Annotated in this window: 8 protein-coding genes and 2 pseudogenes; 7 read left to right on the plus strand and 3 right to left on the minus strand. The window is 38.3% G+C overall.

Going from position 1 to position 16,367, the window contains the following annotated elements; genetic code table 11:
- Window positions 1-452: pseudogene (locus RM347_RS34080) on the minus strand (hypothetical protein); the annotation flags it as partial.
- A gap of 331 nt (window positions 453-783) precedes the next feature.
- On the opposite strand from RM347_RS34080, the gene RM347_RS34085 reads away from it, so the two are divergent.
- The 7 genes and pseudogenes from RM347_RS34085 (at window position 784) to RM347_RS34115 (ending at window position 15,028) form a co-directional block, all read left to right on the plus strand.
- The gene (locus tag RM347_RS34085; RefSeq protein ID WP_322719689.1) at window positions 784-2,727 is read left to right on the plus strand and encodes an alpha/beta hydrolase; all 1,944 of its coding nucleotides are present in this window, start codon (window positions 784-786) and stop codon (window positions 2,725-2,727) included.
- A gap of 11 nt (window positions 2,728-2,738) precedes the next feature.
- Window positions 2,739-4,205: a hypothetical protein gene (locus RM347_RS34090; RefSeq protein ID WP_322719690.1), complete on the plus strand. Its 1,467-nt coding sequence runs from the start codon at window positions 2,739-2,741 to the stop codon at window positions 4,203-4,205.
- A complete protein-coding gene (locus tag RM347_RS34095; RefSeq protein ID WP_292876877.1) occupies window positions 4,202-5,209 on the plus strand; it encodes an AAA family ATPase in 1,008 nt (335 codons plus the stop codon). The genes RM347_RS34090 and RM347_RS34095 overlap by 4 nt, the downstream gene beginning before the upstream one ends.
- An 8-nt stretch (window positions 5,210-5,217) precedes the next feature.
- Window positions 5,218-8,184, plus strand: coding sequence for an SAV_2336 N-terminal domain-related protein (locus RM347_RS34100; RefSeq protein WP_322719691.1), 2,967 nt, complete (start codon window positions 5,218-5,220; stop codon window positions 8,182-8,184).
- A 528-nt stretch (window positions 8,185-8,712) separates the two neighbouring features.
- Window positions 8,713-9,938 (plus strand): annotated as a pseudogene (locus RM347_RS34105) (ISL3 family transposase).
- Between the two features lie 138 nt (window positions 9,939-10,076).
- Window positions 10,077-13,715 carry an NB-ARC domain-containing protein gene (locus tag RM347_RS34110; RefSeq protein ID WP_322719692.1) on the plus strand — a complete coding sequence of 1,213 codons (3,639 nt, stop codon included), beginning with the start codon at window positions 10,077-10,079 and terminating at the stop codon, window positions 13,713-13,715.
- 74 nt (window positions 13,716-13,789) lie between these two features.
- Entirely contained in the window at window positions 13,790-15,028 is a 1,239-nt protein-coding gene (locus RM347_RS34115; RefSeq protein ID WP_416211914.1) for a glycosyltransferase, read from the plus strand.
- Window positions 15,029-15,083: 55 nt separating this feature from the next.
- Here RM347_RS34115 and RM347_RS34120 read toward each other — a convergent pair whose 3' ends face one another.
- Window positions 15,084-15,425, minus strand: a complete 342-nt coding sequence (locus tag RM347_RS34120) for a hypothetical protein (RefSeq protein WP_322719694.1) — start codon at window positions 15,423-15,425, stop codon at window positions 15,084-15,086.
- A complete protein-coding gene (locus tag RM347_RS34125) occupies window positions 15,346-16,062 on the minus strand; it encodes a hypothetical protein (protein WP_322719695.1) in 717 nt (238 codons plus the stop codon). The genes RM347_RS34120 and RM347_RS34125 overlap by 80 nt, the downstream gene beginning before the upstream one ends.
- Window positions 16,063-16,367 lie beyond the last annotated feature (305 nt).

Consider the following 16,367-nt stretch of genomic DNA (forward strand, 5'->3'; position numbering starts at 1 on the left):
TTAACCGTTGCTTCCATAACAGGGTGGGATTTTATTCTTGATGCTTTATTTGAATCAAATTTTTCGTGAATTGGTATAAGCTGTTGATTTTCAGCCTCTAACTGCCGTAGCGATTCCATTTCATCCAACTGTTGCTGCAATTGGATGTTTTGCTCCTTTTGTTGTTTGAACAGTCGTTGCAGAGATTGGATTTGCTCTTGTACTTGTTCTTCTGCTCTGGCTGTGGCCTCTGAAAGCAAGCCAATCTTCAATTCCTGAGAAAGTCGCTCTAGTTCCTGTTTATGCTGTTCTTCAATAGCAGCGATCGCTTCCGTATATTCTGCGAGGTAAGTGCGTTCTCTAGGGAATGGAACGCTTGGGGCATCCAAATCAGCATTGTTGATCAACAACCTCTCGCCATCAGAAAAGGTGACAATTTGTTGCCAGTGATTCGGTGCGTCTGCTTCAATCACTCCCGAATCCCCATAACGAGGGTGCGATTGTGATGAGACAGTGACTAATCAGCCAATCAATTCATTCAAGCGAGAAATTGTTTTTAAACGCTCAAATCCAGCCTGAATAGGGAAAAAAGCGAGTATTTTGTAAATAAGCTTAAATTTGCTTAAGCAAACTCTATCGTAAATTTACTGAGACTGCTATAGTCAGTCTGGAATCCTGTCTTATATATTTGTAGCTTTATATAGGCAGTATTTAGATTAACCATGATGCAGATTAGTATCACAGACGACCTGAAGAAACGCTTATTTTCGACTATAGGATAACTTTAAAACAGGTAAGTAGTCAATGAAGTACGAGCGTCCCAAATTTAGGGAATTGATACAAGCTTTAACCGCTCAAGAACTCGATGAATCACTTGACGATTTTTCTGCCGTGCGGAATGAGTTTACTGATGGACAGCCAAAATATCTTAGAGATAGAATAATTCTTGATTATTTTGAAAAACATCAAGAAGAAATTGATAAATTATTAGAAGCCATTAACAGGTGCAATTTAACAGCTTATAATAAGTACGTTTCAGAGTTAGATAGTTCTGAAAATTCACAAAATCAGTTAGCTGCAAGCGACAAAACAAATTCAAAATCAAATCAGACATCTAATATCCCCGAAGATAAAAACTGCGATATTCTAGTTCTCGCTGCCAATCCAATCGATACTGACCGACTCCAATTGGAGGAAGAAGCCAATCGAATTCGACTGCGATTGCAAGAAGGAGAGGTTGGAAAAAACTATATAGTCAAATTCGAAAGAGCCGTTCAGGTAGAAGAACTCTCTAAATATTTACTGCAATATGAACCGCTAATCCTCCACTTTAGTGGTCACGGCAGTCCCAGTGGTGAAATTATTTTAAATAACTCCCAAGGACAAGCACAGCCAGTTTCTCCAGAAGCACTGGCAGAATTATTGGCTGTGCTTCAGGGACGGATAGAATGTGTGGTACTCAATGCCTGCTTTTCATTAGAGAAAGCTGATGTACTAGCAGAGCAAGTTAGCTGTGTTGTCGGTATGAGTAAAGAAATTGGCGATCAATCTGCTATAACATTTGCCGCAGGTTTTTATCGAGGTTTAGGATTTGGTAGAGGATATTACAGTGCCTTTGAACTTGGTCGTAATGAAATTAAATTGTTGAAATTGTCAGATAGTGAAGTGCTACATTTCATCACTCGTGATACATCCCTCCTTCAGCAAGAGGTAGTAAAACCAAGGGTGACTCGTACTGTTAAGCGCACAAACTCAACAGAAGCTACCCTATATCCTCTTTGGTTTGGAACTAACCGCAAACCCAAGAACCTACAGGATCTATCCCTTGGATTTTCAGGAGAGCGTGATCGCCAGCTTCACTATGGCACTTGTCAAGTAGCAGTACCAAAATCTCATAAAATCGGCTCTACTGGTTCTCCCTTGTTGCAGAGATTGTTAACGTTGACAGATGATCGCCTCAAACTCAAGCAAGAGAGTCTGAAATTGTTCCAGGAAAATAATTTTTGGGTTGAAATTAAAAAGACGTTGCAAGCAAATCAGCCAGATGAGCGTTCCGCTTTAGTCTTTATTCACGGTTTTAACGTCAGTTTTGAAGATGCAGCTTTACGAGCAGCGCAGATAGGGGTAGATTTGCAAGTGCCAGGGATTATGGCATTCTATAGCTGGCCGTCAAGAGGAAAACTAGCCAGCTATCCAGCAGACGAGGCGACGATTGAAGCCAGTGAGAGATATATTGCCGAGTTTTTACTTAACTTGGTACAAAAGAGTGGGGCAGAAAAAATCCATATTATTGCTCATAGTATGGGAAATCGCGGGTTACTCAGAGCAATGCAGCGAATTTTGGCTCAAGTTCAAGCCGAGAGTAAAGTCTCCTTTGGACAAATCTTTCTTGCAGCTCCTGATGTTGATCCAGATATCTTTGAAGAATTAGCAGTAGCTTATCAAAGCCTGGCTGAACGCACGACTCTTTACATTTCTGCTAAAGATAAAGCTTTGGCAACATCAGGTATTATTCATGATCATCCCCGTGTGGGTTTTTTCCCACCAATTACAGTTGTTGATGGTATAGATACAGTCGAAGTTTCTAATATTGATTTAACACTTCTAGGTCATGGTTATTTTGCAGATGCCCGCGATTTGCTTCAAGATATGCACCAATTGTTGATACATAATTCATCTCCTGAACAACGATTTGGGTTGCGAAAAAAACAAGAGAATGGGCAAAATTATTGGATTATTGGGAGGTAGGTCAGTAGTCAATGAAGTATAACCGTGAGATTTTGAGGCAATTACTAACAGCTTTAACTGATCCAGAATTATATGAATCACTTGACAATTTTCCTTCCGTGCGTAATCAGTTTTCTGATAATCAGCAAAAATATCTTAAAGTAGAAACAATTCTCAATCATTTTGAAACCCGTCAAAACGGAGAGGATGAAGAAGGCTTTCCTAAATTTTTAGAAGTAATTAAAAGATGCAATAATACAGCTTATAATAATTATGTTAAGCGCCTAGAAAGTTTTGATGATAAAGAAATTTCATCGCTCTTTGATTTAAAAAAAGGAGTAAATTTAGATACTAAATTAATTGACGAATTAACAGATATATTCCCTGAACAAGATGACTTATTTTGGCAATGTGTTAAGCAAGTATATCAAGATTTTTTATGGCAACTAAGCCAACCTGATTTAGAGTTAGAACCAGATAATTTAAGTGGATATTTATTATTACAGCTAGAAGATTGGCCGGAAAAGACAATTATTCTGGAATTTATTCCTCGTTTACTTGCGTATTTATCAACTAAATATAGTAATCAATACCTGAAAATTGTGCGGAATTTACAAAAAATAGCAAATAAACACATTGATATTTCTCCAGTTATGACAATAGATGCTTTGAAAGAATCCTTAAGGAATTTCAAACAAGAATATAAAAAATCCTTAGATATCAATTATTATTTAATAATTGAAATTAAAGATAGCCAATCTCATCCAAATTTATTTCAAATTTCTGGTTGGTTAACAAAAAACAACATCGCTGATTATTTAAAACCTTTAAAAAATCAGCATTTAAGAGTAAAAAAAGAGGAAAATAAAACACAAGAACAATATTATAAAAAAGAAAATATCGAAGAAATTGTTAAAAGTTTTATAACTCAAATTACTGATGCTCAAGAAATTCAAGAATTAATTATTGAATTTTTTCTACCTTCGTCTTTGTTCGGCTGGGAGGTAGATAAATGGAAATTCGATTCGTCGGATATAATTTGTTTAGGAATAGTACATGAAGTCAGAATTCGTTCTTTAGACCGTCTGAAACCTATGTATAACCTATACAAAAATAGATGGGAAAATAAATGGAGATATGTTAAAAGATGTGTTAGTCCACTCTCACAATTTTTGAACAGTGATCTTAACTGTAATGTGAATACTTTAATTGGTCAGTTACAAGATAAAAAAATTGTTGGATTGAAATTGACATCGGCTCTAAAATCCAATCATGAAGAGATTGCTTCGGCTTTATACTATTCTGGCACACCGATCGCTCTGTGGTTTAGAAGTGAACCACCAGAAAGTGATTGCAAAACTGAACTTGATAATTTGTTACAGCATGACTTATCACAACTCTCAATGCAAGTACGTACACAACGTTCTCAGCCAGAACGCCATATTTCCTTGATCTGGGATGATCCAAACCGCCTAATTCCTACCTATCAACTCAAATGAACGACTGGAAAATTTTTAAAAAAGACAGTGAACCCCATGAGGAAATTCAACGCCTACCCACAGCACCAAGTTGGCGTAGTTTCAGTTCGACAGCAGGAGGAAAGACTGAAGAAGAAAAACGCGGGGCAACGTTTCAAATCCAAGATGAAGAAGTAGAATTGGTGAATGCAGCCCTATACTTGCGCCGTCCTTTGTTAGTTGAAGGAAAACCAGGGACGGGAAAAACCTCTCTTGCCTACGCGATTGCTCATCAATTAAAATTAGGTCAAGTCCTAAGATGGAATATCACAACTCGTTCTACTTTAACCGAGGGTCTTTACAGTTATGACGCAGTAGGACGGTTACAGAGTATCAGGAGACAAAATCAGGATTCCCAAAGTTCAGACACTAGCACAGACAAGCAGGAAAGTAATCAAGGAGACGATATTGGTAAGTATGTCCGACTAGGAGCAGTAGGCACAGCTTTATATCAAAGTCAGGAGAAAAAACCCAGAGTCCTTCTCATAGATGAAATTGATAAAAGTGATATTGACTTGCCCAATAATCTCCTGCATATTTTTGAAGAAGGGCAATTTGATATTCCCGAATTAGCTCGTATCAAAAAACAGCAACCTAAAGTCACAGTGTTTACATCTGAAAATGAAGAAGTAGAGATTGAAGAAGGAAAAATTCCCTGTTCAGCTTTTCCTTTCGTAATTCTGACGAGTAACGGAGAACGGGATTTTCCCCCTCCGTTTTTACGTCGCTGTATTCGCTTGACTATGACAGAACCTAACCTTGAACGCATCAAAAAAATTGTTCAGGCTCACTTTCAAGAAGACAAAGATATTTTAACAAAAGCCAAGCCGATTATCGAGAAATATCAGGAATTACAAACCAAAGGACAATTAGCGACCGACCAACTATTAAATGTTATCTATCTTGTCACTAGAAAAGATTTTACAGAGATGGATAAAGATAAATTTATAGAGAAATTATTACAGTATTTATCCAACTTACTTTGAGAGGATATATGTCTGCGCCACCAGAAAAAGATAACCCTAAATTACCAGAAGCAGAAATTAACCTAACGGCGCAGGAGTTAGCAGATATTATCTGGTTAATGGTTCAAATTAAGCCGTCAATTGATATTGTTGAAGTTGCGTCAGTTCCAACTCAAGGTAATTCCCCAATAATCTCATCACCTCCTCCAAATTTTGAGAGTATTGATTTTCCAGAGATTGTTAAACCAATAGAAGATACCACCCCCGCTTATGTAGCTCCTCCCGCTAATCACTCTTCTGAATCTGCATGGGCGGGATTACCACTTAAAGTTACTGATCCCCTAGCACTGAGAAATACTTTAGCATTGGGGCGATCTCTCCGCCCATTAAGGCGAAAATCCCCTTCTTTAACCGAAATGATTTTGAATGAAGAAGCAACCGTCACCAGCATTGCTGAAAAGGATTTTTGGCTTCCTGTGCTTCAACCTGTCTCTACTCGATGGCTAGAAGTCGCTTTAGTGATTGAAGAAACAGCAAGATATCCCCTTTGGCGACAAATACTAACAGAATTTCAACAACTTTTAGAGAGACATGGAGCATTTCGTAATGTTAGCCTATGGCATTTAAAAATGGGCAGCGAGGGCGAAGTACAACTTTATCTCAAACATCGTCAAGCCAGCTTAAAAGAACTGAACGACCCCAGTGGTAGACGTTTAATTTGGCTAGTTAGTGACTGTGTATCACCAATTTGGCACAATGGCTCTTTACTGAAGGTGTTGAGAGATTGGGCTAGAATTCAACCAGTTTCGTTACTTCAGTTATTACCAGAACGGTTATGGTCACGTACAGCTTTAAGTTGGGGAATGGAAGTGCAATTGTACTCGGAAAATCCTGGCGTTGCCAATGCTCGGTTATCAAAAACTCGCCTACCTGTAGATACACAGTTTAATTCCCCACAAGCTTTAACTTTACCCATTGTCACCTTAGAATCTTTTCCCATGAAAAACTGGGCAAAGGTTTTAGCAGGAGTTGGAGGGAGTAGGACACCAGGGTTAGTTTTTCTACCAGAAAAAATCACGCCTCAAGCTAGTGCGAATGATGACGAAGATAACCAACTTTCTCCTAAAGCTAGGGTAAGTCGTTTTCAGTCGGCTGCTTCCCTTCTATCTCGCCAGTTAGCGCAGATGATGGCGGCGGCTCCTGTCAGTTTACCTGTAATTCGACTAATTCAGCAAACCCTATTACCTAACTCCCATGCTGTTCATCTAGCAGAAGTTTTGATGGGTGGATTACTCAAACCAACAGCAGATCAACCTAGAAATCAGGTAAATGAAGAGGTTAACTATGAATTTTATCCTGGTGTGAGAGAAGAACTCATAAAAATCACACGCAAAAGTCGGACTATTGATGTAATCCTCTGTCTTTCTGAGTTTATTAATAGAGAGTTAAAATTAAGACAACCAGTCAGAAATTTTGAGGCAATATTGTTTAATCCTGATATAAAGATTGACCCAGAATATTTGCCTTTTGCTGATATTACGGCTCAAACTCTACAGGTATTAGGGGGAAAATATGCTGAAATGGGTGAGCAAATTCAGCATAAAATTTTCCAGTCAAATACATCAAATCAAAATCCAATAATAATTTCTGAACCAGAAAATTTAAAACGAATATTTATTTTTATAGATGGTGATAATTTAAATCACGTTGTTTCTCCAAATAGTCGATTTGATTATCAAAAATTTCTCTTGCTTGTTCAGAAGAGAGCATCATCTTGCCAAGCTTATTTTTATCTGAGTGTTACTAAAAATAAAATACAAAAAAAATTATTGAATACATTAAAAGGATATGGCTATCAAATTAGAATTCAAAAAGTAAGTACAGGAAGTAAATCTGATATCGATTCCTTAATAATTACCGATTTAATTAGCTTATCTCAGGCTTATGATATTGCTATTTTAGTCAGTGGCGATAGTGATTTTGTTGAACCAGTCTGCCAGCTTCAAAGTCGCGGTAAAAGTGTTGAAATTATCAGCTTTAGTTCTGGTACCAGTAGCAAGCTAATTGAAGTAGCAGATAATTATCTTGATTTGTCATCTGAACCTATAGAACTAGTAGCTTTACCAACTGAGAAGTTTGAAACCGTTACAGTTAACCGTCGTGGCGAAGTCATTAGTCATTCAAGTAAAGTCGCCCGCTACTTTACTGAAACTATAGCTCAAGGGATATTTCTACAAATGGTGTCCATCCCCGGTGGTAAATTTATGATGGGTTCACAGGACGATGAAGCCGAACGCTACGACGATGAAAGCCCTCAGCATGAAGTTACAGTTCCTTCATTCTTCATGGGCAAATATCCAATAACTCAAGCACAATGGCGAGTGGTGGCGGCGTTGGAACAAGTAAACCGCGAATTGAACCCCGATCCCTCAAACTTTAAAAATGATAATTTACCAGTAGAAGGAATTTTCTGGTATGAAGCGGTAGAGTTTTGTGATAGATTAACGGAACATACAAACAGGCATTACAGACTGCCTAGTGAAGCAGAATGGGAGTATGCCTGTCGTGCTGGAACAATTACACCCTTCCATTTTGGCCAAACAATTACATCCGAGTTAGCCAACTATAAAGCTACAGATACTTATGGTGCTGGTGTCAAAGGAATAGATCGGGAAGAAACAACTGAGGTAGGCAGTTTTAAAGTGGCTAATGCCTTTGGATTATACGATATGCACGGTAATGTCTGGGAGTGGTGCCTAGATGATTGGCACAGTCATTATGAAGAAGCACCAACGAATGGCAACCCTTGGTTTCAGAATCATTATCCCCTATCTCAGAAACAAGGTAATGCTGTGCTACGAGGTGGTTCTTGGAACTATAATCCCAGTGAATGCCGTTCTGCTTCTCGAGGTAGCCTCAATAGGGCAGAAAGCGACCTCGCTCTCAACTTTATCGGTTTTCGTGTTGTTTGCGAAGTTAAGAGAATTATTTGGTAGTCCTTTGTTATTTAAAGCTTTATCTGTTTGTGTGGGGGAGAAATGTCACAATTTCTACTAATTTGTCCATTAATAATTATCCTATGAAGAACCAAAATCATCTAACTTTGAAATACCTAATGAGTTTAGACAAAAAATAGACTGAAAAAAGCATCAAATGTATACACCAAAAGACTTAGATATTGTTTTACTCACTTTCTTGATATATCTATGTTTGAAGAATTTTGATTCATTAGTGTATTTTCCTTGCCCTGTATAGGTTAGTCCTGATTTTTGCATCAAAAATGTTGAAGTTTCGCTAAATTTCTATTAGATCATTAACGTTTTTAATATGTTTATTATTAATTTAATAGTATAAAGTAAGGCTCTCCCAGAGTAGTTATGATAAAATAGTACGAAAAAATCAAATATATTTCAATACAATTACCAGTGATTGGTGGCAATAACCCAAGCTGAGAAGGAAATGCAGAAGTAATTGAGAGTACAAAAGACAATAAATATTGAAAATAAATTATCATTTTAATAAATATGCCTTCTAATCCCCTACTTCATTTTATTACTAAACTGATTAATATTGAAGATATCAAGGTGGTGAATTACGATTTTATCACCGACGATGAAATCGTAATTGAAATCCAAAATCAGTCAAAAGTTTCTCAGTGTCTTCACTGTGGAAAGACAACTAATAAAACTCATCAAAATCATTGGTATATGGTCAGAGATATACCAATGAGTGGCTATCAAGTAATTTTAAAAGTAAATCGTTGTCAATTGAAATGTACAGAATGTCATCAAGTTTTTAGCGAAAAATTGTCTTTTGTAAAAATTAGAACAACTTACACAAAAATACTAGCGATGAAAGTAATCAAGGAAGTCTTAGAAACTGATGTAGAGAGTGCAGCTAGAAGAAATAGAATGGCACCATCTGAGATAGAAACAATATTAAAAGAACTAGAGTTAGATTTACTAAAAGAGAAACCCCATCAGATAAAAAAGCTAGGTATAGATGAAATCACACAATTAAAAGGAGGAAAGAATTATGCAGCAGCACTAGTAGATTTAGAGGCAAGAAGACCGATAGCATTGTTAGAGAAAATAAACAAAGCAGTTATTGCAGAATACTTATACAGTCTAGGTTCAGAGGTATTGAATCAAATAGAAGAAGTCAGCATAGACTTATGGATACCCTATAAAAGTTTAATCCAAGAAATGCTACCGAATGCTCAAGTGGTAGCGGATAGATTTCATGTCATGAAACAAATAAATCAGGAGTTAGACGAAAGAAGAAAAAAGGAAAAAGAGCAGCTAATAAAATTAAAAACTGCCAAGAAAGAGAAAAGAAATTAGCTGGCTTAACTCACAGTAAATACCCTTTGTTAAAGAAAAAAGAATGCCTCAGTGATGAGGAACAAGCTCAGATAGATTTACTCCGAAAAATTGCTCCAAAATTAGGAGAAATGTATCGCAATAAAGAAGCAATTAGAGATATATTTGAAAGTCCAATAACCAGTGATGAAGCCTTAGATAAATTCCTGAAATGGACTCAAGCAGCTTATAAATTTTTCCCCAAAACTTGTCGAACCATCAGTAGATGGATAGATAAAATTCTGGCTTATTTTGATCACCGAACTACTCAAGGTATCGTAGAAGGAATTAATCAGAAGATTAAGCTCATTAAACGCAGGGCTTATGGCTTAACTAACTTTCATAATTTTAGAAGAAGGGTTTTACTAAATTGGTATTTCTGTTGTTAATTTAACATATCTAGTCTGGGAGAGCCTAAAGTAATATACAATTCAAGTGATAAAAGCTGTATTAAATTATTCTATTTATACTACTTAAATAGAGACATAGCTGCTGGCATCATTCGTCATGAAGAAGGTCTTAATCACATGAATGAGATGTCTGATGATTTTCTCAGTAGAGTAATGGTTGAATATGGTGTATCTGAAGATGAATTGACTGCTTTGCGTCTAGCATTAGCTGGTCAAACAGCAGAAGAAACTTCAAAAATTCTAAATATTAACACGGTAGCAGTTCGTAAAAAATTACACTCAGTTTATAGAAAGTTTGGTATTAAAGGTAATATCAATGACAAGTTGGAGATTTTAAGAAGTCGGCTTCTAGAACAAGATAAATCTTCTCAATATACTTCTCAGCAGAGTTCGTTCTCTTGCAGGCTTGATAAACTTCCTGATGTAGCTGATTTCTACGGACGCAAGAGAGAATTGATTACTTTATCACAGTGGATTTTAAATGATAACTGCCAATTGGTGGCATTGTTAGGGCTGGGAGGGATAGGCAAAACGGATTTGGCCGTTAAATTAGTGGAAGAGATCCAAGACCATTTTGATTGCATTATCTGGCGAAATCTTAAGAATGCGCCAGGATTTGAAGAGGAACTTGAAGGCTTAATTGATTCTTTACGAGAAAAACAGGCATTATCCAACCTGCCAAAAGCTGATTTTCCTAAAGATGCCAGTGGTAGGATAGATTTTCTAATTAGCAATTATCTACAAAATTACCGTCTACTGATTATTCTGGATAACTTAGAAACAGTTTTACAAGAAAAAGATACAACTGGTTCTTACCGAAACGGCTATGAGGGATACGGAGAGTTGCTCAAGTGTGCGGGGCAGATTCGCCATCAAAGTTGTATTCTGTTGACCAGTCGAGAAAAGCCAAAAGATATGATTTCTTTTAAAGGATCAACTTTCCCAGTTCGATCGCTTACGCTTAAGGGTCTAGAAGAAGATGATGCGCGTGAAATTTTAGTAGTTAAAGATATTGTTACCGGCACTTCAGAATTCCTAAAATCTCAGTTAGAAGAAGATGCAAAAAAATTAATTCGCAGATGCGGTGGTCATCCATTAGCTCTCAAATTAGTTTCATCTGTAATTCAAGAGTCGTTTGATGGTAATATTGCCAATTTTTTGAGTCAGGAAATTATCGTTGTTGATGACATTAGTCTTTTATTACAAACACAATTTGAACGATTATCGGCACTAGAAAAAGAAGTAATGTATTGGTTAGCTATTAACCGAGAATCCATTTCTTTTCAAGAATTACAAAATGATATTATTTCAGAACTGTCAAAACTCAAATTACTAGAAGCACTCAAATCTTTAATCAGACGATCACTAATCAATTATGATAAGCCAAATTTTACTCAACATCCCGTAGTATTAGAGTATATAATTCGGCGATTGGTTGAGCAGGTGTGTGACGAAATAGTAGCTGGAGAATTTGTCTTATTTGATCACCATGCGTTAGTAAAAACAAATGTAAAGAGTTCTACAAGAAAAACACAAATCCGCCTTATCTTATCATCAGTTGCTGCTAAATTAATTACCATCTATGGTGATAAGGAAGCAGTCAAGGATAGGTTAAATACAATTTGCTTAAAGTTGCAAGAGGAGTCAAGACATAATCTCAAAACATCATTGGTATCAGGATACGCAGTTGGCAACATTCTCAATCTGCTGATCTATCAGAAAACTGATTTGAAAGGATCAGACTTTTCAAATTTGTCTATTAGGCATGGCTACTTCCAGGGGGTAGATTTGCCAACAGTAAATTTTACTAATTCTCATTTAGTAAAGTGCGTTTTTACTCAAACTTTCAGCAATGTGATATCAGTGGCGTTTAGTGCCGATGGTAAACTTTTAGCTGTCGCTGATGCAAGCGGTGAAATTTATGTGTGGAACATTACAGAGGGGATGAAATTACTCTTCTCCTGTCATGGTCATACTAATCGCGTGTGGTCAGTTGCTTTTAGTCATGATGGACAGACAATTGCTAGTGGAAGTGATGATCAAACTGTACGTATCTGGAATGCTAAGAATGGGCGGCTCCTGAAAACTTTTGATGCTGGACAAGATACGGAAAGCTTGGGTGAACCTCCTGAATATGAAAGTATCAGTAGAGTTTTCTCAATTTCTTTGAGTCGAAATGGTCGGTTCTTAGCCAGTAGCGGCGATGATCAAATCATACGGATTTGGGATGTCAATACTGGTGAACCGATAAAAATCCTTAAGGGACATACTAGTAAGGTAATGTCAGTAATTTTCAGTCCCGATGGACAGACAATTGCTAGTTGCAGTGAAGATAAATCCATACGGATTTGGGATACCTGCACAGGCAAACACAAAACTTTACAAGGGCATAGTGGTAGAGTATGGTCAGTTGCTTTCAATTTCGATGGTTCACTCTTAGCTAGTGGTGGAGAGGACAATACTATAAAAGTTTGGGATATTACAACAGGTCATCCTATTTACACATTGACAGGACACAGCAGCTGGGTGATGTCTGTTATTTTCACTAATGAGCAAATTTTAGCTAGTGGCAGTGATGATCGTACAGTACGTCTCTGGGATGTCCATACTGGTGAATGCCTTAAAATTTTGGAAGGACACAGCAACCGGGTTTGGTCATTAGCCTCTGCTTTCAACCGTAATAGTTTGATCCTTGCTAGTGGCAGTGAAGATCGCACAGTGCGTCTTTGGGATCATCAAACGGGTGAGTACATAAGTACCATGAAAGGATATGTTAATAGAATATGGGCTGTAGCCTTTAGTCCTAAGAACTCACTATTAGCCAGTGGCAGTGATGATGGTACAGTACGTCTTTGGGATGTCCATTCGGATAAATGTATCCAAGTTTTGGAAGGACATCGCGATCGCGTCTGGTCAGTAGCTTTTAGTCCAGATGGTTCACTTTTAGCTAGTGGTAGCAGTGATTTAACTATACAAATCTGGGATATCCTTATAGGTGAATGTATTCAGATTTTAGAAGGACACACTAATTGGGTGTGGTCAGTGACTTTTAGTTCCGATAATCAAACATTAGCTAGTGCTAGTGATGACCAAGAAATCAGGCTTTGGAATACACATACTGGTGAGGTTCAAAAGATATTGCAAGGACATAGTAGTAGAGTGTGGTCAGTAGCTTTTAGTCCAGATGGTTCACTTTTAGCTAGTGGTGGAGAAGATAAAACTGTGCGAATTTGGGATGTCCATACTGGTGAATGTATTAAAACTCTTGAGGGGCATAAAAATTGGATTAGAGCAATTTCTTTTAGTTTTACTGGACACATTTTGGCTAGTGCTGGTGAAGACAAAACCATCCGCATTTGGGATACAAATACAGGTGAAGTTTATAAAATCTTAGAAGGGCATACTGGTCGAGTTCGTTCCATTTCTTTTAGTTCAAATAGTTCTCACTTAGTTAGTGGCGGGGAAGACAAAACTGTGCGAATTTGGGATGTCCACACTGGCAAATGTCTCAAGATTTTAGAAGGGCATACCAGTTGGGTTGGCTCAGTTGCTTTTAACTTAGAAAACTCTTTTGTAGCTAGCGGCAGTGAGGATGAAACGATACGAATTTGGAATGTTGCAAATCTAGAGCAAAGTAAATACCTACGAACACTCAGCATCCCGAAGCCCTATCAAGGGATGAATATTACTGATATAATAGGAGTAGAACCTTTTCAAAAACAGCAATTGAAAGCTTTAGGTGCGATAGGCTGTTAGTTGTGAATTTTAGCATAGATTTACATCATAATTAATGAATGGAATTAATAATTGGCTTAAAGCGGAGTTTAGTAGTGGGAAAAAATATCAGAAAAGCAATCGCTTTCATTTCTGTTAATGGTGATCCCGCAGCAGAAATTGGCGAAGAAGAAACAGGTGGGCAAAGTGTATATCTCTCTCAGATTAGTAGAATTTTAGCAACCTTGGGGTGGCAAGTAGATATGTTCACTCGCAAGGCCAATCCAAATAGCCCAAGAATTGTTTCCCACTCACCTTTCTGCCGCACTATCCGCTTAAATGCTGGCCCAGAACATTATATTTCTCGAGATGAAATTTTCGAGTATATGCCTCAATTTTTACAGGCTTTTGAGCGCTTTCAAGTTGAAAATGCCATTCGCTATCCATTAGTTCATACACATTACTGGCTCTCTGGTTGGATTGGCTTACAGTTGAAGAAACGTTCTATAGCTACAAGCATTGTGCATACTTATCACTCTCTAGCAGAGGTCAAATACCAAAGTGTCTCTAGTCAACCCAAGGTTGCAAGTACAAGGCTAACGACCGAACAACAAATTCTTGAACAGTTAGATGTTATAGTTGCAACCAGTCCTCAAGAAAGAGAAGATTTGAGATATCTATTATCCTCAAAAGGTTGTGTGATAGTCATTCCTTGTGGAGTTGATATTCATAACTTCCATGTAATACCGAAAGCACAAGCTCGACTCAGATTAGGTTTAGATATAAATGCTCAGATTGTCCTTTATGTAGGGCGGTTTGATTTTCGCAAAGGTATCGAGACAATGGTAAGAGCTTGCGCTCAATCGATAGCACATTCAAAAGGCAAGTTGCAAGTCATCATTGTTGCGGGAAGTAACCCAAACCGTATTGATGGGATAGAACGGAATCGAATTGAACAGATTGTGCAAGAGGTTGGTCTTGCTGAAAAAGTAACATTCCCTGGGCAGATTAGTCATGATTTGATGCCATTATTTTATTCATCTGCTGATGTATGCATCATTCCTAGCCACTACGAACCCTTTGGTCTTGTAGCTCTTGAAGCAATGGCTTGCGGGACTCCTGTGGTAGCCTCTGACACTGGTGGACTCAAGTTTACGATAGTACCAGAAGAAACAGGGTTGTTAGTTCCTCCTAAAGATACTACAGCTTTTACTAAGGCAATTGATTCGATTTTAGAAAATGAGAGTTGGGCTAGAAGTATGGGTGAGCAAGGAGTAAAGCGTGTGTGCGAAAAGTTTAGTTGGGAGAAAGTCACTAATGAACTAAATAGTCTCTATCGAAGCTTGATACCGTAAAATCTAAGTAGAAATTTTCAGATTTTAGTTTTGTTAAAATCCTAAAATTAAGAGGTTATTGCTTGATAGAGATCACTACTCTTACCACTTCACCAACACCCCATCCGCTACCACTAATCTCCACCAGAAACCGCCGCATCATATCCGCCACCGCCACCACCTTACCCTCCGGCGTATACACAACCTTACCCGACATCGCAATCACAACCCTCTGCCGTCTCGCCCACTTAAACCAATCCTCCACAGCAGATTTGGCCTGTGTGGACTCCGTTTTTCTGTCCCCCTTACAAGCAACAACAAACACGGCTTCTGGTGAATTAACGCCAATCCTCGTTCGGAGTGCTTCCTTCAAAGTCAGCGATCGCGCTACTGCTCCCAGTATTAACCAACACCCCATCAACACAAGCGATACCCCACTGCAAATACTTCGCCAGCAACTTCTTGATCACAATCTGCAAAGCCGGATCGTCATTCCAGCACTCCTGCAAAAAGTCAAAGCCCGGATTCTGCCCCGAATTCGCCGCAACTTTCAGTTTCTGCATACGCCTCGGTCGTGCATTTGCCCTCGCTACAATCGCCTCATGCGACCATTTTTCAGTGACAAGCGCGGCGGAACTTTCACCTTCATGATTTGCTTTGACTTCTACACCTGAAACTGAATTTTCAACCAACAACGAAGTGGAATTACTTTGTTCTACTTGCCCCTGAGTTTGAATAGCGATCGCAGAATTTAGAGATTTTTCATTTTGGGCAACGGGCGCGGTGGAAGAATCGCCTTCATGACAGTCTTTCTGCTCAACACCACAATTTTGGTTTTCTCCTCTCAACAAAGCAGATTCACCCCGTGCATTATCCACAAGCGCTAGCGATGTACAGTCAACGAGGATTGTGCCACCGTTGGGACGACCAAGGGAGTCGTAGTTTGTGATTTGGGCTTCAGCTAGTAGTTCTGGGACGTTATTCGACCGGACGGAAAGTTTATCCCCGGTTGTACTAAGGTAATCTATCCCGAACCCTCCGCCGACAAGGTTCATAGAGACGGCATTCCTTTCTGATAAATACTTTGAATTTAATTTATAGACTGTTGTACAAACCCACTACTCCTCCCAATCCACCAACACCCCCATCCACAACCGCAATCCCCCACTGCGGAAACTTCACCAATAGTTTCTTGATCACAATCGGCTTTGTTGCATGAAACAGAAAAAAGACACACTTCTCTCAAAGCGAGTTAGTAATTAGTCTTGCACTTTATAGCTGTCTGGTTTGCCCAACTGGATCATGCGATTGAGAGCAGCACATTGCAGAAATAACTCGACGGCTTGGTTTTCAAAAAAGC

This window comes from Nostoc sp. ChiQUE02, assembly GCF_034531305.2.
Lineage (GTDB): Bacteria > Cyanobacteriota > Cyanobacteriia > Cyanobacteriales > Nostocaceae > Nostoc.